Consider the following 18,579-nt stretch of genomic DNA (forward strand, 5'->3'; position numbering starts at 1 on the left):
TTGCCCCTCCCACCGCAACATACTCGCCCTTATCAAGGATCGACAATGTCTGGACCGCACTTCCCGCCCGCCCCCGGCATACCCGCCAATGGGACCGACTGGGCCGCCCTGCGCGAACGCATGCTCTCGATGCGTGTCGACGACGCCGACTGGCGCGGCGGACGCACCCCCCTGCATGTCTATTTCGCCGGCGACGACGTACTGAAGGTCGCACGCGAAGCCTATACGATGTTCATGAGCGAGAATGCGCTCGCCCCCGCCGCGTTCCCGAGTCTTCGCCGGATGGAAGACGAGGTGCTCGCGATGGTGTTGCACCTGTTGGGCGGCGGGCCGCGCGCCGCGGGCAACTTCACGTCGGGCGGCACGGAAAGCATCATCTTGGCCGTACGCGCCGCGACCAAGTGGTTCGAGGCGGCCGGGCGGCGTACGCCGCGTTCGCACCTGTTGTTGCCGGAAAGCGCTCATCCGGCCTATGACAAGGCGGCGGAGCTGATCGGCTTGGCAGTTCGACGTTATCCGATCGACGCGTCATACCGAGCGAGCGCCGACGTGCTGGCCTGCTATATCGACGTGGATACGATGATGACCGTCGCGTCGTTCCCGTCTCTACCGTTCGGTACGGTCGACCCGGTCGGGGCGATTGCGGACGTGGCACGCCAACACGACATCTGGCTGCATGTCGATGCCTGCATAGGCGGCCTTCTTGCGCCGTTCGCCAAGATGCTGGGCCACGAGCTGCCTGCGTTCGACTTGAGTGTCTCCGGAGTGCGTTCGCTCTCTGCGGACCTGCACAAATACGGCTATGCCGCAAAGGGGGCGTCCACGATTCTGTATGCCGATGCACAAGATCGCGACCGTCACCACTTCGAATTCGACGCCTGGCCGAAGGGCCGCTATCGGACGGAAACGCTTGCGGGCACACGTTCCGGAGGGGCGGTGGCCGCCGCTTGGGCAGTCATGCATTTCCTCGGCCAGGAAGGCTACATGGAACTCTCGCGACGCGTGCTGGCCACGCGCGAGGCTCTGCATCGCGGTATCAAGTCGATCGACGGGCTACACTTGCTCGGCCATCAGCCACTCGGGCTTTTGTCGTACACGTCGGAGGGAGCCGACATTTTCGCGATAGGCGATCAGATGGAAGAGAAAGGCTGGTATATCAGCCGGGTCGCCGAGCCGTGCGCGTTGCAGATGACGATCACGCCCGCGCACGAACCTATCGTGGAGCACTATCTCGAGGACCTTCGAGCCAGCGTGGCGTTCGTACTGGAAAGCGGAACCGCCGCGCGCGAGCGCAAGGTCGTCACCTACTGATCGATATCGTCATCGCGGCGGCGCGATCGGTACCGCGCCGCCGGAACGGACAGAAAGAACGCCCCGCCGCCGAACGCTATACGGGCAGCGCGGCGTGACGCCACCGACGAAAGCCCGTGGTCGCCTCGACTTCCTGAAAGATTCGCTTGATCACACGCGGCCGCGCCGAATGAATAAAAAAGTGCCCGCCGTCGAAGCGAAACTTCGAAAAATACCCGCCGGCATAAACGGACCAAGCATCGAGCTGCTTCGCCGTGATCTGCTCGTCGATACCGGAGAACACCGTCACCGGCGCCTGGATCACCGGCATTTCGACAGGACGATAGCCCGCCATCATACGGAAGTCGCCCCGCAGTATCGGAAGGAATAGGTCGAACAAATCTTTATTTTCGAGCAGCTCCAGCGGTGTACCTTGATAACGCAACAAGCGCTCGCGAATCTCGTCGTCCGAAACGTCGTGCTCCGCTACGGGTTTTCGTGCATGATGGTCGGGACTCCTACCCCCCGACAAGAACACGTGCTTGAGGTGCTCGAGCTTGCCCCCCTTCTCGAGCCGGCATACGGTTTCGTAGCAAAGCGCGGCCCCCATGCTGTGTCCGAACAGGACGAGCGGCAAGGGATCGAGTTGTTCGATGGCCGAGGCGATACATGCCGCGACGTCGGTCAGATCGGTCGGCTGGGGTTCGTTCAAGCGCTTGCCCCGTCCCGGCAATTGCACCGCCCGAAGCTCGATACCGGCCGGCATCAGTGCGGCCCAGGGCCGATAAGCGTGGATATCGCCCCCTGAATAGGGAATGCAGACAAGGCGCGCGATCGGGGATTCGCATTGATTGATGACCGGTAGCCACGACTGAGGATCGTTCATGAGGACGTTCGATAGGTTGGATGACTTTTTTGTAGCCGTACAGGTCGGTATATAATGACGCTTGCACACTAGGCTCGCAGCCGCTAGTGTTGCAGCTCTTTCCGCACTTCTCGTTGCAACTTACCCCATGAGCGTCAAGAAGCAAGCTCTCATCGATACCGCCGCTCGCCTTTTCGCCACCGAGGGCTATCATGCCGTCGGCGTGGATCGTATCGCCGAAGAGTCCGGCGTCGCGAAGATGACAATGTACAACCACTTCTCCTCGAAGGAGTCGCTCGTCGTCGAAGTGCTGCTTCAGAGCATGGAGCAAGCGCAGCAGTCGCTCGAGCAATGGGTGATGAAAAAGTCCGGGGCCATGCAACGGCTCCAGGCTGTCTTCGCGTGGCAAGCGCGCATGCTCAAGGCGCCCGGGCACCAAAGCACCCTATTCATCGGTGCGATATCCGAATACCACGCAGACCGCAACGAGATCATCGACATCGCCACCACTCAAAAACAGCGGCTGCGCGGTTTTATCGCTGATCTGCTGGCCGAACTGTTCGACAACGAGACGGCGGCGCGACTGGCGCGTCAAATCGTAATGCTGCTCGATGGCGCGATCATCGCCAGACAAGTCGGCGACACGAAAGCAATCGAAGAAGATGCCTGGCAGGCGACGCAGCGCCTTGTCGCGCTCGAGTTGGCGTCGAGCAAGCTGAACATCACGGTATAACGCCAGCCCCCGTCGCGCCCTGACCGGGCTGATGGTCAGCAGGGGATTGGCGTTCGTCAATGCACTTCCCGCAAGGCGTACGCTGTAACGCAAACAGCCCCAAAAAACCTTTTTCGCCTCTCATGCTTCACATGGATATCGCCACTCGGAATTTACATTCCGAGTGGCCCGAACAAATACATTACAAATATAATATTTCTGAATGTATTTTGTAATTTCTCTTTTTTTGTTGAGAACAATTCTCATAAGACATACAATTGGCACTCGAGCTTGACACTGCATGCGGGAATACTCAGCACCTCACTGCCGCTTGAGCGAAGCCATGGATTCGACGCCACAACGAAAAAAAACGACCGTTAAATATTTTGAGTCGAAAGCTCACGGGCTACGCGATCACTCCGAGAGCCCTTGCTTATTCGAGTTGATTGAAACCGTCAGTGAGTGTGTTTGCGACCATCTCATTCTGTCGCATCCGATCTTCGACTATATCGAAACAACCGCGCAGCGCCCCGAGATCAGCGCATTCGTGCACGCCGAGATCAGTCGAGAATATCTCCTGCTTGGTCTTGACGCGCCTCGCGTCCCGACCTCTGCCCAGCCGATGCCGCCGCTGCTTGGCACCCAGGGGTACTGTCCTTTCGCACGGATGGACGGCACCGCGTCCAGTCACTCCAGCGGGAATCGATATCTCGTTTTACTGCAATATCTGATGTCGAAACTTTCACGTGACGACACGGTTTTAGAACAGCAGGATAGGCTGCATATCAATGTACCGCATCATGGGCTCCCAAGCGACTGGGGCAATCTTCTTAACCGATCGAGAATGGGATCGGTAATCCTGCTCATTCAATCCAATATCTACCAACGGGTTCGCGTTGGATGCCTGAGGCTCGGGATCATTCCACAAAATTGCGACAATATTGTGTCATCGGATTCAGCGGATCATTCCATTAAAGCGGCACTGCATGCTGCATTGCGCGAGCAACCGTTTGACACGCTGGGTCAGGCCGAAGCGATTTCCGGTTTTCTCGACTGGAAGGTCGCGTATTACGATCAGCTTTTTCATACCATCCTCCGGTCGAGCTGACACCTCCGCGGCAATGCCGACTCGCGCGCACTTTCGATGCGCGGAAAGGTCTCGTGTAATGTGACGGCTTCTTTTCGATTACGTCATCATTTCGGAGACCATCGATGGCAAAAGCGAACAAGCGCACGCCCCCAGTCGACGATAACGCCTCGGCATCGCCCGGTCGGCGCCGGTTTATGACGGCACTCGTTGCGATGGTGCCGACTATTGCGAGCGCGACCGACCTCACGCGTCCCGCCGCTGCAGCTGCATCGCTGCCGGGGCCGTCAGAACGCGTGCCGGACATCTTGCCCAACCGCCCCGCGCGCGCTCGCGACATTGGTATTCGGACGGGAGTCCTCTCGCCCGGCCCGATGAATGCGATCACCGACGTGGCCGGTGTCGCGGTAGGTCACGTCACACTGAACGAAGGCGATTCCATACGAACCGGCGTCACCGCGATCTTGCCGCACGGGGGTAACCTTTTTCAGGAAAAGGTGCCGGCCGGCTTCGCGCGCGGGAATGGTTTCGGCAAATTCGCCGGGTCAACTCAGATCGAGGAACTCGGAGAAATCGAAACGCCGATCGTTCTGACCAATACGTTGTCCGTCGCGGAAGGCATTGCGGGTTGCGTCGAGTGGACGCTTAGCCACCCCGGCAACGAGCAAGTCGTCTCCGTAAACGCCGTCGTGGGTGAGACGAACGACCACTATCTCAACGATATCCGCGCGCGGGCGGTCCTCAAACAGCACGTGCTCGATGCAATACGAACGGCAACGAATGGTCCGGTCATGGAGGGTTCCGTGGGCGCGGGAACCGGTACGCAGGCATTCGGCTGGAAAGGCGGCATCGGCACCAGCTCGCGGATCCTTCCAACGGGCCTTGGCGGGTACACCGTGGGCGCGCTCGTCCAAACGAACTATGGGGGCACCCTATCGATCGACGGCACGCCTGTGGGTCAATTGTTGGGCCGTTACTATCTCAAAGACGAGATCGACGATCACGGCGGCGACGGATCGGTCGTCATCGTCATCGGCACCGATGCCCCGCTATCGGATCGCAATCTCACTCGCATGGCGCGGCGTGCTTTTCTTGGCATCGCGCGGACCGGTTCATCAATGGCAAACGGCTCCGGTGACTACGCGATCTGCTTTTCCACCGCATTGCCAGTGCGGCGCACACGCGAGCGACGCCAGAACGTCGCCACGTTCGCCGAAGTTCCGAACGAAATGGTTTCGCCGTTGTTTCAAGCCGTTTCCGAGGCAGTCGAAGAGGCGGTCTATAACGCCATGCTCATGGCTTCGACCGTATCGGGCCGAGACAACCATCGACTCGATGCAATTTCACCTCGCGTCGTCAAGGACACCATCGCCCGGTATCGCGGACAAAACACAGCCGGTTGACGGCGCTGCCTCGATTTCGATCCGCGCTTCGAATCGTCGCACGCGAGGCGAGCGCAAGCAAGCGCGACGCGGCCCTCGGCCGCTGGCGCTCGCCTCCGTAGACGAGGCAAGACCCATTTTGCTTTCGGTTACGCACGGCTTAGACTAGCGGCCAGTTCACGTACAAAACGATGAAAACGAACGCAAAGCAAAGTTAAGCAGTTCGCATCGCTGCCGGCTCTTCGCGCCGCACTTCCGATCAACCGAACCGGACCAGATCCCATGGATTTCGATGTCGTCGTTCTTGGAGCGGGCATTGTCGGCGTGTCTTGCGCAATTCATTTGCAAGACCGTTCGCGCCGGGTCGCGCTCCTCGACCGCGGCGCACCCGGCGAAGGCACGAGCTTCGGCAATGCCGGGCTCATCGAGCGCTCGGCCGTCATGCCGTTTGCTTTCCCGCGCAGTCTCGGGGCGCTGCTCCGGTACGCCCGCAACCAATCCACCGATCTCTATTGGGATTACAAAGCGCTGCCGAGCTTCGCTCCATGGCTCGCGCGTTACTGGCATGAGTCGGCGCCCGAACGCCTCGCGGGCGCCGCGCGCGACATGCTGCCGCTCGTTCGGCTCTGCGTGGACGAACACGATGCGTTGCTCGCACGCGCCGGCGCCGATGCCGCCGCCCTCGTTCATCGTCAGGGCTGGATCGAAGCGTTTAGGACCCCTAGCGAGTACTCGGCCGCCGCCAAACATGCCGAAGAGTTGGCCCGCGCGCACGGTTTGACGCTCGATACGCTCGAGGGGGCGGCGCTGCGCGAGCGCGAGCCGGCGCTCGCCGACGCGTTCTGCGCGGGCCTGCATTGGCGCGATCCCGCAAGCGTGACGGACCCGGCTGCCCTCACGAAGGCTTATGCGGCGCTATTCGAGGCCAACGGCGGGCAAATCGTGTCGGGCGATGCCGCGACGGCGCGCCCGGAAAACGACGCCTGGACCGTGCAAACGAGCAACGGGGCGATTTCGGCCCGCGAGCTCGTCGTCGCCCTCGGGCCCTGGTCCGACCTCGTCTTCGCGCCGCTCGGCTATCGCATTCCGCTGCGGGCTAAGCGCGGCTATCACATGCATTACGAAGCGACGCGCGAGGTGCCGCTCGGCCGCCCCATTTTGGATCGCGAGCAAGGGTATGTGATCGCGCCGATGCAACGCGGCTTACGCTTGACGACCGGCATCGAACTGGCCGCGCGCGAGGCCCCGCCCACCGGCATTCAACTCGACCGCGCCGAAGCCTATGCGCGCCCCGCCTTCGGTCTTGGGCAGCGCCTGGATCCACGGCCTTGGCTCGGTTTGCGTCCCTGTACGCCCGACATGCGTCCCGTCATCGGGCCGGCGCCGCGGCATCGCGGCCTTTGGTTCGCGTTCGGCCACGCTCATCACGGGTTGACGCTAGGCCCTGTCACGGGCCGCCTGCTTGCCGAAATGATGACGGGCGCGACGCCTTTTACCGATCCTCGCCCCTATCGCCCGGAGCGCTTTTAAGTCCGGTGCGCACAGCGGCGGCGGTTCTAGGCCCGGGCTTTCCGCGTCTTTAGATTCCACATGCCGCAATTACCACACGACAGTGCAAAAAAGTGTACTGATTTGTGCAAAACAACGTAAGCCACCCCCGATTATTTCCATTTGGAGAATTGTGTTTCTACGGATATAACGATGGCGATCCTGGCCGGACCCGAATACATTTAGGGAGCTCGATTCCAGGAGCTGCTATGAGGACAAAAAAGTCTCACGCTATAGACGTAAGCCGCGTCCAAATCGAAATTCTCGAACAATCCGACACGACGCTAATCATCCGTTGGGTAGAGCCCGGCCGCTGCCATTACGGGGAACAGCGCTGGCGCCGCCGTTCGGCCAATTCATCGGGAACTTGCATCGTCTCGCGCCGGGCGATTCGCCGGGGCGATGCCGTATTTCGTCCCGCGGAACGTCCCGCCCCCGCCAATGCGGCGGCCATGATCTCCGTCGAAGCATTTCGCCGTTCGGTCGAGGAATAAGTCTATTTAGCCGGCTGGGCCCCACTACGATTTCCGGTAGTTGTACGTCATTGCCGTTTATGACGTTTTCGGCGTGCCTCCGCACGCTCTCGCCGGATCCCCCTGTCGCAATTGATCAGACAGCCGTCGCTTACCGGCAAAAGCGACTCGTTCCCACTGCCGATATTCACGCGGTGAGCGCCGTTATCTCGCGCCCCATCCGCCGCCGTCTGCCCCGTCTTCGCACGCGCACCGGCGCCTGCCCGCCACATGGGTGCTCCGCACGTGAATCATCGTCATGCGAATCTCGCTGTCTATTCGAGGCGGCCTCGCCGCCGCCATCGCCGGCTACACGGTCTTGCTCGTAGCGGTCATCGCCGGTGCTGTCGCGATGCTCTCGGCGGGCAACGCCGCCCTGGCCGCCATGTACGCGGACGATACGGCCTCGCTGCTTCACCTGAAAACGAGTTCGGAGCAGTTGCTGGTCTTGCGCGGCGGTTTGAGCGAGGTGGAGCAATTGATTAGCGCCGGGCAGCCGGCCCAGGCTCAAATCGCGCGCCTGCATCGATTGCTCGCGCGAAGCAACGACGAACTGGCCGCATACCAGCGGTTGCATCGACCCGACGCAGCCGAGCAGACGCTGCACGATACGTTGCTCGCGCGCCGGCAAGCGCTCATGAGTCAAACGCTGCAAAAGGCGCTCGCCCAATTGGATGCCGACAATATGGTCGACTTTCTCGCGACCCAGCGCGAAGCGCCATCCTCGCTATTTTCCGCGTATCAAGACGCCATTGCCGCGCTCGAGGATCTGCAAGTGGCGCGCGAGCAAGCGCGTTTCGCGGCAGCCGACCTTCGCTTTCACCGAGCCCTATGGGTGCTCGGCGCCGCCGCCGCCCTCGCCGTCGCCGCAGGCTTGCTGACCCAGCGGGCGTTGGCCCGCGCCATCGTGGTACCGGTCGATTGCGCCGTGGATCATTTCGAGCGCATCGCTCGAGGCGATCTGACACAAGGCGTGTCGGTCGGGCGCATGAATGAAATGGGCCATCTGTTGACTCGGCTAGGCGAGATGCAAAGCGGCTTGGCGCGGACGGTAAGCCAAGTGCGCACGAGCACGGAGTCGATCGTCGGCGACGCTCGCGCGATCGCGCATGGAAATATGGAGCTGTCCGACCAGACCGAGCAGCAGGCGGCGTCATTGCAAGAAGCAGCCGCCAGCATCGAGCAACTGACAGCCACGGTGCGGCAGACCACGGACAATGCCCGCAATGCGCGAGCGTATGCGGTCAGCGCCGCGGAGATCGCCCTCAAGGGCGGCGATGCCATGGGGCGCGTCGTGTCGACCATGAATGCAATTTCGGCAAGCTCGGCGCAGATTGCGGGCATCGTCGGCGTCATCGAGGGCATTGCTTTTCAGACGAACATCCTCGCTCTGAATGCCGCGGTCGAAGCGGCGCGCGCCGGGGAAAACGGCCGAGGCTTCGCCGTCGTCGCGGCGGAGGTTCGGAATCTGGCGCAAAGATCGGCATCGGCGGCGAAGGAAATCAAAACGCTCATCGGCGATTCCACGCAGCGGGTCGACGGCGGCAGCGCCCTCGTCGGCGAGGCCGGTGCATTGATGACAGAACTCGCGCATGCCGTGGAACGCGTGCGCACGATCATCGCGGAGATCAGCCTCGCCTCGGAGCAACAGTCGGTCGGCATCGAACAAGTCAACGCATCGGTCGCGCACATGGAACAAGCGATGCAACGCAACGCCGCGCTGGCTGAAGAGGCGTCGGCTACCGCCGCGTCGTTGCAAGACCAAAGCCGCCGCCTCGATGAAGCGGTCGCCCGCTTCCGGCTGGCGCCCCACGGCAGTTGACGCACCGATACCATCGGCGCGGCGATTCGGTTCTATCGGCGGGACGTCTGGCCTGGTCTACTCAATGAGCCGCGTGGCCGTCCGATCACGCGAACCTCACCGAAGACTCCAGGCTACTTTCATGTCGACTCCCGATCGTTCTCACCAATTCGTGCTCACGCTCGCTTGCCCGAGCGCCGCCGGCCAAGTGGCCGCCGTCGTCGCCCTGCTCGACAAACACGGCGGCTACATCGACGAGCTCACCGTGTTCGACGACGACGCGAGCGAGCGCTTTTTCATGCGCTGCGTCTTCCACGGCGCGCGAGCGCATCACGCGCCGCTCGACATCGAGCGGCTCAAAGCGCAGTTCGCCCCGATCGCCACCGATTTCGATATGACGTGGGCGATCCACGATGCCGACGTGCGGCCCAAAGTACTCATCATGGTGTCCAAGCTCGAACATTGCCTGGCCGACTTGCTGTTCCGGTGGCGCATGGGCGAGCTGAAGATGGATATCGTCGGCATTGCGTCGAACCACACGACGCTCGAGCCGATGGCTGTGCAGCACGGTTTGCCCTTTCACTACCTGCCGCTCACCCCCGACACGAAGGCCCGCCAAGAGGCGCGGCTACTCGACTTGTTCGAGACGAGCGGCGCGCAATTGATGGTGCTCGCGCGCTACATGCAGATTCTTTCGGAAGAAACGAGCCGTAAGCTGGCCGGGCGCGCGATCAATATCCATCATTCGTTTCTGCCCGGCTTCAAGGGTGCCAAGCCCTATCACCAAGCGCATGCGCGCGGCGTGAAACTCATCGGCGCGACCGCGCACTTCGTCACCGACGATTTGGACGAAGGCCCGATCATCGAACAAGAGGTGCAACGCGTCGACCATTCGCACAGTCCGGAGCGGCTGTTGGCGGTCGGCCGCGACGTCGAATGCATCACGCTTGCACGCGCGGTCAAGGCATTCATCGAGCGGCGCGTCTTCATCAACGGCGAGCGGACCGTGGTGCTGCAGTAGGCGGGCGCGAGAGAACGCCTCCGAACGTGCCCGGCGGGCGCGGCGCTTGCGCACGCCGAAGCACGGCGCCGACCGCTACCGCGGTATCGCACGTGCCAAGGACCGGCCCCTCGGTCCCGTGCTGGCGCGCTCTCATAGGAGGCAAGATGGCCCACTCCGCCAATTCTCGCCCAGGCAGCGCCTTCGGCTCGATCGCGGCGGCTGCTTGCGCCGGCTTTGCTGCCGCGCTCGCGGTTGCCGTCGGCCGCAAAGCCGCCAGGGCCGCGTGCACGGGCGAAGGGCACTCGGTCAAGCACCGGCTGCTCGACGCGGCATCAGGCGTCATCCAGCGCAAGTACCCGCTGGAGGCGATGAGCACCTATTTGAACGGCTTCCATTTCTACGCCGACGATATGGGACGCCAAGTATCGGCCGTTCAGTTCTGTACGCATTTGCGGCACGACTTGCATCAATGTGTGATCTTCGATTCCAATCGCCCCGACGCAAGGCTGATCGGGATCGAATACATCATCAGCGCCGAACGTTTCCGCGCCTTGCCGGACGATGAAAAGCGGCTCTGGCATAGCCATCACCACGAGGTCAAATCGGGCTTGCTCGTGGCGCCTGGGATTCCCGAGCTCGCCGAGCGAGCCTATTTTCAAGACCTGGTAACGACTTACGGAAAAACCTTTCACACCTGGCAGATCGATCGCGCCGACTTCCCGTTCGGCATCCCGCAACTGATGATGGGTTTCACGGCGGACGGCCAGATCGACGAACAACGCGTCGCGGATCGCGATTGCAAGATCGGCGTGTCGTCATCGGAACGCCGGCGCTTGCGCGAGTCGATTCCGATGCCCGAACTTATCCCCGGCGCCAACGGATGGGAGAGCGGGCACGCCGTCCAAATCTGCGCATGCGAGCAGCCCTTTCGCCGTTGATACGATCGCCCGTTGCAAAAAAAGCGGGACGCAGCGGCCGTCACGACCGTGCGCCCCGGATGGGACACGCTCGAACCCGTTGCCGAGTGTTATTTCACATCGGCAATCCAATCCGACACGCGATCGGGATGCGCCGACACCCATGACTTCGCCGCATCCACGGGCTTCGTTCCGTTTTGGGCCGCCAGCATCACGCCGTCGATCTCGCCCGGCTTCCACTGAAACTTCTTCAAGAACTCGACGACCTGCGGCGCTTTCTTCTGCAACTCGGGGTTGATTACGTTGTCGACGTGCTCGGCGCCCCCGAACACCTTCTTCGGATCGTCCAGAAACTTCAGCTTCCACTTCGCGAACATCCAATGCGGCGCCCAGCCGGTCACGACGATGGCCTTGTTCGCATGAATATCGCGAGCCAGCTCGGCCGTCATCGCGCTGCCCGAGCTAGGCATCAACTGATAATCGAGGTTGTAGGCCTTGATCGCGTCGTCGGCTTTCTTCATGACGCCGGCGCCGGCGTCGATCCCGACGATGCGTCCGCCGAAATCGCCCTTTTGCGCCGCGAGGTCGGCGATCGACGCCGCTTTGACGTCGACCGGCACGACGAGCCCGATCTTAGCGTCGTTGAAATTGGCGCCGAGGTCTTCGACCTTCGATTTGTATTGCTCCCAATACGCGCCGTGCGTGGCGGGCAACCAGGCCGACAGCGTCGCGTCGAGATCGCCGCGCGCCACGCCGCCCCACATCACGCCGGCCGCCACGGGCACGAGCTTGACGGGGTAGCCGAGCTTCGTTTCGATGACTTGCGCCGCCACGTTCGATGTCGCGACGCTGTCGTCCCAGCCTTCGACATAGCCGATTTTGATCGTGGGCTTGCCGTCCGCCAACGCGGGAATGGTGCCGGTCAGGACCGCGCCGAGCGCGGCCGTCATCAGCAATCGTCTGAGTAGGTTCATGATGGTCTCTCCTGGTCTATCCGCGGCGCGGGTGTCACAGGCTTTAGATTGAGGAGCCATAAATCGCCTGTGAGTGCGGTTTCCGACATGCGCTTGTCCACAAGCGACGAGCGCGTGTCGCTATTTGTCGACGATAAGATCGCTGAGCGGCTTGCTGCAGCAAAGCAGCACCATGCCCTGATCGATCTCGCGTTGACGGATTCCGCCGTTATGACGCATATCCACCTGCCCCGAAACCAATTTGACCTTGCAGGTACCGCACATGCCTTGCGTGCACGAAGCGGGCAGACGAACGCCCGCGCGCTTGGCGGCATCGAGCACGTGTTCGTGCCCGCCGCACTCGATATCGCGGCGCATCTTCGCGAACGTCACCGAATACGTCGCCGCACCGTCGCTAGGCGCTTGCGCCGTAGGGGTGGCCGCGCCTTCCAAAGCCGCTGCCTGCTCGGCCGCGGGCAACGCGTCGAACGAGAAACTTTCCTCGTGATAATGCGCGCGGTCGAACCCGGCTTCGGCCAGCATCTCGCGCACCGCCTTCATATAGGGCGCCGGGCCGCAGGTGAAGATCTCGCGCTCCATGAAGTCGGGCGCGATCAGCCGCAGTAAAGGTAATGTCAAGAAGCCGGTGATGCCGGGCCATGTCGTGCGCTGCCCGATGCGCTCGCACACGAACGAGGTCCTGAAATGCTGCTGATTGGCCGCGATCAAGTCCAGCTCGCGCGCGAAAATGATGTCGTCGGGCGTACGCGCGCTGTGCACGAAGACGATATCGCGGTCCTCGCCCAGCTCGTGGTGCGAGCGGCTCATCGACATCAACGGCGTGATGCCCGAACCCGCGGACAAGAACAGATACTTTCCAGCCGCATGACGCGCACAGGTAAATTCACCGGCCGGCCCCAGCACGCGGATCGAATCGCCGGCACGGAGATGGTCGTGCAGCCAATTCGACACTTTCCCGCCGGGCACGCGCTTGACCGTGATCGAAATCGTATGAGGCCGCGTGGGCGGCGACGAAATCGTGTAGCAGCGATTGATCGTCTCGCCCTCGATGTCGAGTTCGAGCGTGATGAACTGCCCGGGCTCGAACGCGAACGTTCGGCCCGTACGCGACATGAAGAAAAAGCTCTTTACGTCGTGCGTCTCCTGCCGCACTTGGCAGCAGACGAGCGTTTCCTCCGCATCGCTCGTCCACGGCTCGCCGGGGGCGCGCCAAAACGACGGCCGCGTAAGGCGCCCGTTCGCCGGTTCGAAGGGTTGCGCGTCTCGCATCATGTCGTGCCTCGTCTATCCGCTAAGCGCCGACGTGAACGCCCAAGCGCCGGATGTACCAATCGCAGAACTTTTCCACGAGCCCTTCCGTGTACGGCGAATATGGGCCCGGCTCGTAGGCGCTGCTGCCCGCCCCGCGCTGCGAGAACTCGACGAGCGCGCGATCCTGTGCGTTGGTGGCGTTCCAAACGGCCGTCAGATTTTCGACGTCGTAGTCCACGCCCTCGACGGCATCCTTATGCACCATCCATTTCGTGCGAACGAGCGTCTTGCCGGCCGAGAGCGGAATCACCGAAAACGTGACGATGTGGTCACTCATGAAGTGGTGCCATGAATTGGGCTGCGTCCAAAACGAAAGCCCACCCAAGTCGGCCTGTTTGAATTCGCCGAGCAATTTCTTCGATGCGACCTTCGCATCGAGCGTCTGCGATTCGCCGCTGCGATCGAGCGGCAAACGCTGGGTGCGGAAACCGGTCACGTCGCTCAATCGATCGATCTCTACCGACGGCAAGCTCATCGCTTCCCACTGCGCGGCACGCTCGACGCACGTCCGCTCGAACGCGGCCATCCCTTCGGCGTTGGCCGGCGACGGCTGATAGCCGAACCCGTATTCGTAAAGCGAAATCGTCAGTTCGGGATGGTTCGCGACGCAGTGGTAGCACTCGCGATTGTTCTCCATCGTGAGCTTCCAGTTGCCCTCCTCGATGATGTCCACCTGCGCGGCGATCTTGCAATTGGGCAGATCGTGCGGCAGCAAGTACGGCTCCATCGCCGCTCGCATCACGGCGAAATCGGCCGGCGGCTCGTCGGCCAAGCAAATGAAAATCAAGCCGCCCAAGCTCTCGACGTGCACGGACTTGAGACTATGCTTGCAGCGGTCGAATTTCTCGCCCATGTGTTCGGCGAACATCAGCGCGCCGCTCAAGTTGTAGGTCCAACTGTGATAGGGACAAACGATATTCCCCACGGTGCCGCGCTCTTCGTTGCACAAGCGCGCGCCTCGGTGCCGGCATACGTTGTGGAATGCGCGGATCGACATATCGTCGTCCCGTACGATCAGTACCGACTCGCCGGTCAGCTCGACGGTCACGTAGTCGCCGGGCTCGGGAATATCGGGTTCGACCGCTACATGGATCCAGTGCTTGTGGAAGATCGCTTCCATATCGAGCGCGAAGATCTCCTCGCTGAGATAAAACGGCGCCTCCAGGCTGTAGCCTTGTTTGCGCCGATCGATGAGCGCGCGAATGTCTGCGGATACGGTCATGTCTGCTCCGGATGCTTACTTGCTTTAAGTGCTTGGAACGCGTTACGTGCGAATTCAGTAATCGACGAGTCGATGCTCCCGCAAATACCCCAAGATCGCTTGTGCTTTTTCGACCGAAGTCCCTTCAATTACGACGTTTCCGCCACGGCTCTCCGTCGTCGTGGCCGTCAGCATGCGGGCATGTCCGGAGCGCTTCTCCGCGGCGGCGAGCTTGACCGGCTTGCGATGCGCGGGGGCGATTTGCCAAGCGTCGGCGTCCGAGTCGGGCGCGCAGGCCACGCGCTGCGGCTCGATCGAACCCTCGACCGCGCGCGCATAGGCATAGCGCGGCGCGGCGCCCGCTTGCGGATGCACGGTCACGACGGCCGGCAGCGCCGCGTCGATACGACGGCGAAAACCTTTGGGCAAAAACTGCGTCACCGCTGCACGCTCGCCTTCGATCGCCAAGTCGAGCGCGGAATCGATCAGCGCATAACCGAGCGCATCCGCTACGCGATACGGCAGCATGCCCGTGTCGTAAGCGCCTTCGGCGCGCATCCCCGTCAGCACGAGCGGCACGCCGCGCAGACGATCGGCGAGCAGCGCCGCGGCGTCGTCGGCATCGCCGCATGTCAGGACGTCCACGCGAGGCGCGCCCAGCGCCAAGTAATCGGTCAACGCGAGATTCGATGCGTCGCCCGCGTGCACCACGTCGAGCGCGGCGCCATGCGCTCTAGCGAGCGTACGGGCCATTTCAAGCGCGCAGGCGTCGTTTCGGCTGTAGCAGGAGACGCCGCTGACGCGATGCCGCCCGACCGAGACGAGTACCGCGATCCGATTCAGTTTCGAGTCCGCTTTCATGCTGCCAATCCCTCCCGAACTGGGGTACCCGCGACAGGGCCGGCCTGGCCCTGGCCGCCTTGCTTCGCCGCGCCGACCGCGTCCGCCAACGCGCGCATCGCCGATTGGGCATCGGCGATCACCGTCAGGTTCGCGCGCTTGACGATCGGAGCACTGGCGTCCAAGTTGACGGCGATCACATGGCGGCAATCCTTGATGCCCTGCAGATGCTGGACGGCGCCCGAAATGCCGAACGCGATATAGACGCTCGCGTTGACGGTCTTACCCGTCGCGCCCACTTGCTTGTCGCGCGTGAAATGGCCGTTGTCCACCGCGACGCGGCTCGCCCCTATCGCCGCGCCGAGCGTGCGGGCCAACGCCTCGAATGCGGCGATGTCCGTTACGCCGTTGCCCGCGGAGATGATGAAGTCGGCCTCTTCGAGAGCCACCTGCGCCGCATCGAGTTGAGCCGTGCCGTGATCGCCGTAGCGGCCGGCATCGTGCCAAGGCTCCGCCGCGCGGCCCGATTTGAGCGCGGCCGGCTCACCGGAGCCGACGAACGGCAGTTTGGCCGAGACGGCGTCGGGTGCCAGCAGGATCACCTCGGGCAACGGGCGCGTGGCGAACGAACGCCCAGCATCCACATAACAGCCTACGTGCCCCGCATCGATTTCGACGACGCGCGTGGCGATGCTGGCGCGCGTTTGCGCGGCGTACCGGCGTCCCAGATCGCCGTCGCCGGTCGCGTTATCGGGCATGAAGATATGGGCGGGCGCGAACGCTTGAACGCAATCGCGCAACGCGGCGAGCGCCTGATCGGGCGCGAACGCCGGCCTCGCCAACAGCGGCAACTGAACGACCTTGTCCGCGCCGAGGGCGGCCGCATCGTCGGTCAATTCGCCGAAGACGAGCAAGACCACCTCCGTCTTTGCGTCCGCCAGGATCGCGGCGGCGGCCACGGCTTGCCGCGCGTGTTCGTCCAGTGCCCCGCGGTCGCTGTGCGCGACGGCCAGCAGCGTGCGCAGGCCCGCTTCGTAGACGCGCTTGGGCTTCGGCGCCGCCGCATGCGCGCCACGCAAGGCCGCGAATTCGGCCGCATCGACCAGGCCGGCGGCCCGCTCGTCCCCGAGCGTAATGCGCCTAAGCCCCGACGCGGCGATGACGAAAGGCCGGCGCGGATCGATTCGTTTGACGGTGTTCATCGGTCATCACTCCAAGGCGCTAGCCACGAGTTCGGCAACGTCGAGCACTTCCGGGCGCGGCCCCACGACGCCTTCGAGCATCGCCGTGCAGTTCGGACAGCCGACCGCGACCACTTCGGCGCCGACCGCGCGCGCATCGGCCATGCGGATATCGGGAATGCGCGCCTTGCCGGGGATATCGGTCAACGGTGCGCCGCCGCCTCCGCCGCAGCAGCGCCCCCGCATGCCGTGGCGCTCCATCTCGATCACCTTGATGCCGATCGATTTGAGCGCGCGCCGCGGCGCTTCGATTTCGCCGTTATAGCGCCCGAGGTAACAGGGGTCGTGATAGGTGATGCGCTTATCCGCCAATGCCGCCGATGCCTTCGGCGATACGCGCCCCGATTGCACGAGTTCCGCCAGGAGGCTCGTGTGGTGCTGAACCTCGTAGCGCGCGCCGAACGCGCGGTACTCGTTGCGCAGGCTATGCATGACGTGCGGATCGGCCGTGACGATCCGTTTGAAGCTGAGCGCGTCCAAGGTACCGATCATGCGCCGCGCCATCGCACGAAACGTCGCTTCGTCGCCGAGACGCCGCGCGACGTCGCCCGTGTCGGCCTCGTTGCCGCCCAGCACGGCGTAATCGACACCCGCTGCATTGAGGACCTTGACGAGCGCGCGTAGCGTGCGTTGGTAACGCATGTCGAATGCGCCTTCGCCCGCGATCAGCAGTACATCGACAGCGACGCCGGGTTGCGCCACGCGCGCGTTCAGGTCGACCGCCCAGTCGTAGCGCGCGGCGATGTCATAACCGCCAGCGCTGCCCGTCTCGCGCAGGTTGGCAAGCACCTCGGGCGCCTTGCCCGGGATATCGCCCTCGGTCAGCGTGCGATTGCGGCGCATGTCGACGATCGCATCGACGTGTTCGATCAGCATCGGGCACTCTTGTACGCAGGCACGGCACGTCGTGCACGACCAGATCGTGTCCGCCTCGATCAACCCCGACACGATCGGTCCGTTGGGGCCGCCGCCGTGACGGCCGACGGCGATACCCGGCGTCGGACTACCCGCATAGGCGGCATCGGTGCCGCCGACCATGCCGACGACGAGATCCTGAATCAGCTTCTTTGGATTGAGCGGCTGCCCCGCGGCGAACGCGGGACACGCGGCTTCGCATTTGCCGCATTGCACGCAGGCGTCGAAGCTGAGCAACTGGTTCCAACGAAATTCGACCGGCTTGGCGACCCCGTATTCGCGGTGCTCGAGGTCCGGAGCCTTCAGCGCGGTGGGAGGCGTGGCGTCGCCGCTACCCGTGTAAGCCGCGCGCGTGGCCGCGAACCGCTCCTGGCGCGGGTGAAACGCGAGATGCAGCAAACCGGCGATCGCGTGTTTCATCGGTCCGCCCTTTGCAGCGCCCAACGTCATCGCGAATGCCCCCATGCCGATCAACACCGCGCAAACCACGGCGAACGCACGCGACATCGCCGCGGCCGGCGCCACGGTGAACAGCAGCAATCCGAGCGCGAACGAGCCCAGCAGCCACGGTAACGCATTCCACGGGCCGCGGGAAAGCCGCGCCGGAGCTTGACCCGCCCGCCGGCGGCGCCATACGAACACCGCGCCGATCAACATCGCGAGCGCCGCGAGAAAGATGAGTTTATCGAGCCATGGCGAATAGATGGCTAGACCGTAGTTGACGAACACCAGCGCCAGCGCCGCGATCGCACCGCCCGCGGTGGCGACGTGGGTTTTGGCGATGTAGGGATCGCGCGCCACGACATGATGCAGATCGACGAAATACCGCTTGGGGATGGCGAATAGATTCGTCACGCCGAAAGCGCCGGGCGCCGTGGCCCGCCCGAGCCGCCAGTAGGCCGAGCGCTTGGCGACGGCAAACGCGAGCCCCGCCACCGAGAGCCACAGCAAGGCCGTGATCAGAAATGCCGGGCTCATGA

General features: G+C 63.0%; 16 protein-coding genes. 9 read left to right on the plus strand and 7 right to left on the minus strand.

Annotated elements, in window-relative coordinates:
* The first annotated feature begins 45 nt into the window (after positions 1-45).
* Positions 46-1,311, plus strand: coding sequence for a pyridoxal phosphate-dependent decarboxylase family protein (locus DXT59_RS26390; RefSeq protein WP_116140847.1), 1,266 nt, complete (start codon positions 46-48; stop codon positions 1,309-1,311).
* A gap of 76 nt (positions 1,312-1,387) precedes the next feature.
* On the opposite strand, the gene DXT59_RS26395 is transcribed toward DXT59_RS26390, so the two are convergent.
* On the minus strand, positions 1,388-2,176 hold the full coding sequence (locus tag DXT59_RS26395) for a thioesterase II family protein (protein WP_116140849.1): 789 nt from the start codon (positions 2,174-2,176) through the stop codon (positions 1,388-1,390).
* A gap of 127 nt (positions 2,177-2,303) precedes the next feature.
* Between DXT59_RS26395 and DXT59_RS26400 the strand changes: the two genes are divergently transcribed.
* The 8 genes from DXT59_RS26400 to DXT59_RS26435 all read left to right on the plus strand — a co-directional run bounded on the left by DXT59_RS26400 (position 2,304) and on the right by DXT59_RS26435 (position 11,138).
* On the plus strand, positions 2,304-2,888 hold the full coding sequence (locus tag DXT59_RS26400; protein WP_116140851.1) for a TetR/AcrR family transcriptional regulator: 585 nt from the start codon (positions 2,304-2,306) through the stop codon (positions 2,886-2,888).
* Between the two features lie 322 nt (positions 2,889-3,210).
* The gene (locus DXT59_RS26405) at positions 3,211-3,975 is read left to right on the plus strand and encodes a hypothetical protein (protein ID WP_162878254.1); all 765 of its coding nucleotides are present in this window, start codon (positions 3,211-3,213) and stop codon (positions 3,973-3,975) included.
* 176 nt (positions 3,976-4,151) lie between these two features.
* Positions 4,152-5,357, plus strand: coding sequence for a DmpA family aminopeptidase (locus DXT59_RS26410; RefSeq protein WP_205417482.1), 1,206 nt, complete (start codon positions 4,152-4,154; stop codon positions 5,355-5,357).
* A 261-nt stretch (positions 5,358-5,618) separates the two neighbouring features.
* The gene (locus DXT59_RS26415; RefSeq protein WP_116140855.1) at positions 5,619-6,866 is read left to right on the plus strand and encodes an NAD(P)/FAD-dependent oxidoreductase; all 1,248 of its coding nucleotides are present in this window, start codon (positions 5,619-5,621) and stop codon (positions 6,864-6,866) included.
* 227 nt (positions 6,867-7,093) lie between these two features.
* Positions 7,094-7,378: a DUF3331 domain-containing protein gene (locus DXT59_RS26420; RefSeq protein ID WP_116140857.1), complete on the plus strand. Its 285-nt coding sequence runs from the start codon at positions 7,094-7,096 to the stop codon at positions 7,376-7,378.
* A 277-nt stretch (positions 7,379-7,655) separates the two neighbouring features.
* Positions 7,656-9,218 carry a methyl-accepting chemotaxis protein gene (locus DXT59_RS26425; RefSeq protein WP_116140859.1) on the plus strand — a complete coding sequence of 521 codons (1,563 nt, stop codon included), beginning with the start codon at positions 7,656-7,658 and terminating at the stop codon, positions 9,216-9,218.
* A gap of 121 nt (positions 9,219-9,339) precedes the next feature.
* Positions 9,340-10,218, plus strand: a complete 879-nt coding sequence (purU, locus tag DXT59_RS26430) for a formyltetrahydrofolate deformylase (protein WP_116140861.1) — start codon at positions 9,340-9,342, stop codon at positions 10,216-10,218.
* Between the two features lie 146 nt (positions 10,219-10,364).
* Positions 10,365-11,138: an OBAP family protein gene (locus DXT59_RS26435; protein ID WP_116140864.1), complete on the plus strand. Its 774-nt coding sequence runs from the start codon at positions 10,365-10,367 to the stop codon at positions 11,136-11,138.
* Positions 11,139-11,227: 89 nt separating this feature from the next.
* On the opposite strand, the gene DXT59_RS26440 is transcribed toward DXT59_RS26435, so the two are convergent.
* From DXT59_RS26440 to DXT59_RS26465, 6 genes are all read right to left on the minus strand, one after another.
* Positions 11,228-12,067, minus strand: a complete 840-nt coding sequence (locus tag DXT59_RS26440) for a glycine betaine ABC transporter substrate-binding protein (protein ID WP_240324702.1) — start codon at positions 12,065-12,067, stop codon at positions 11,228-11,230.
* Positions 12,068-12,211: 144 nt separating this feature from the next.
* The gene (locus DXT59_RS26445; protein WP_116140868.1) at positions 12,212-13,363 is read right to left on the minus strand and encodes an FAD-binding oxidoreductase; all 1,152 of its coding nucleotides are present in this window, start codon (positions 13,361-13,363) and stop codon (positions 12,212-12,214) included.
* Between the two features lie 19 nt (positions 13,364-13,382).
* Entirely contained in the window at positions 13,383-14,624 is a 1,242-nt protein-coding gene (locus DXT59_RS26450) for an aromatic ring-hydroxylating oxygenase subunit alpha (RefSeq protein ID WP_116140871.1), read from the minus strand.
* A gap of 54 nt (positions 14,625-14,678) precedes the next feature.
* Positions 14,679-15,464 carry an electron transfer flavoprotein subunit beta/FixA family protein gene (locus DXT59_RS26455; RefSeq protein WP_116140873.1) on the minus strand — a complete coding sequence of 262 codons (786 nt, stop codon included), beginning with the start codon at positions 15,462-15,464 and terminating at the stop codon, positions 14,679-14,681.
* Positions 15,461-16,645, minus strand: a complete 1,185-nt coding sequence (locus tag DXT59_RS26460; protein WP_116140875.1) for an electron transfer flavoprotein subunit alpha/FixB family protein — start codon at positions 16,643-16,645, stop codon at positions 15,461-15,463. The genes DXT59_RS26455 and DXT59_RS26460 overlap by 4 nt, the downstream gene beginning before the upstream one ends.
* A 6-nt stretch (positions 16,646-16,651) precedes the next feature.
* On the minus strand, positions 16,652-18,577 hold the full coding sequence (locus tag DXT59_RS26465) for a (Fe-S)-binding protein (RefSeq protein ID WP_116140877.1): 1,926 nt from the start codon (positions 18,575-18,577) through the stop codon (positions 16,652-16,654).
* Positions 18,578-18,579 lie beyond the last annotated feature (2 nt).

Source organism: Trinickia diaoshuihuensis (genome assembly GCF_003390925.1).
In the GTDB taxonomy this organism is placed as follows: domain Bacteria; phylum Pseudomonadota; class Gammaproteobacteria; order Burkholderiales; family Burkholderiaceae; genus Trinickia; species Trinickia diaoshuihuensis.

Bases quoted from the DNA above. Each gene is read 5' to 3' on its own strand.
- DXT59_RS26390 (WP_116140847.1), top strand. From the start codon at position 46: ATGTCTGGACCGCACTTCCCGCCCGCCCCCGGCATACCCGCCAATGGG.
- DXT59_RS26395 (WP_116140849.1), bottom strand. From the start codon at position 2,176: ATGAACGATCCTCAGTCGTGGCTACCGGTCATCAATCAATGCGAATCC.
- DXT59_RS26400 (WP_116140851.1), top strand. From the start codon at position 2,304: ATGAGCGTCAAGAAGCAAGCTCTCATCGATACCGCCGCTCGCCTTTTC.
- DXT59_RS26405 (WP_162878254.1), top strand. From the start codon at position 3,211: ATGGATTCGACGCCACAACGAAAAAAAACGACCGTTAAATATTTTGAG.
- DXT59_RS26410 (WP_205417482.1), top strand. From the start codon at position 4,152: ATGACGGCACTCGTTGCGATGGTGCCGACTATTGCGAGCGCGACCGAC.
- DXT59_RS26415 (WP_116140855.1), top strand. From the start codon at position 5,619: ATGGATTTCGATGTCGTCGTTCTTGGAGCGGGCATTGTCGGCGTGTCT.
- DXT59_RS26420 (WP_116140857.1), top strand. From the start codon at position 7,094: ATGAGGACAAAAAAGTCTCACGCTATAGACGTAAGCCGCGTCCAAATC.
- DXT59_RS26425 (WP_116140859.1), top strand. From the start codon at position 7,656: ATGCGAATCTCGCTGTCTATTCGAGGCGGCCTCGCCGCCGCCATCGCC.
- purU (WP_116140861.1), top strand. From the start codon at position 9,340: ATGTCGACTCCCGATCGTTCTCACCAATTCGTGCTCACGCTCGCTTGC.
- DXT59_RS26435 (WP_116140864.1), top strand. From the start codon at position 10,365: ATGGCCCACTCCGCCAATTCTCGCCCAGGCAGCGCCTTCGGCTCGATC.
- DXT59_RS26440 (WP_240324702.1), bottom strand. From the start codon at position 12,067: ATGACGGCCGCGCTCGGCGCGGTCCTGACCGGCACCATTCCCGCGTTG.
- DXT59_RS26445 (WP_116140868.1), bottom strand. From the start codon at position 13,363: ATGATGCGAGACGCGCAACCCTTCGAACCGGCGAACGGGCGCCTTACG.
- DXT59_RS26450 (WP_116140871.1), bottom strand. From the start codon at position 14,624: ATGACCGTATCCGCAGACATTCGCGCGCTCATCGATCGGCGCAAACAA.
- DXT59_RS26455 (WP_116140873.1), bottom strand. From the start codon at position 15,464: ATGAAAGCGGACTCGAAACTGAATCGGATCGCGGTACTCGTCTCGGTC.
- DXT59_RS26460 (WP_116140875.1), bottom strand. From the start codon at position 16,645: ATGAACACCGTCAAACGAATCGATCCGCGCCGGCCTTTCGTCATCGCC.
- DXT59_RS26465 (WP_116140877.1), bottom strand. From the start codon at position 18,577: ATGAGCCCGGCATTTCTGATCACGGCCTTGCTGTGGCTCTCGGTGGCG.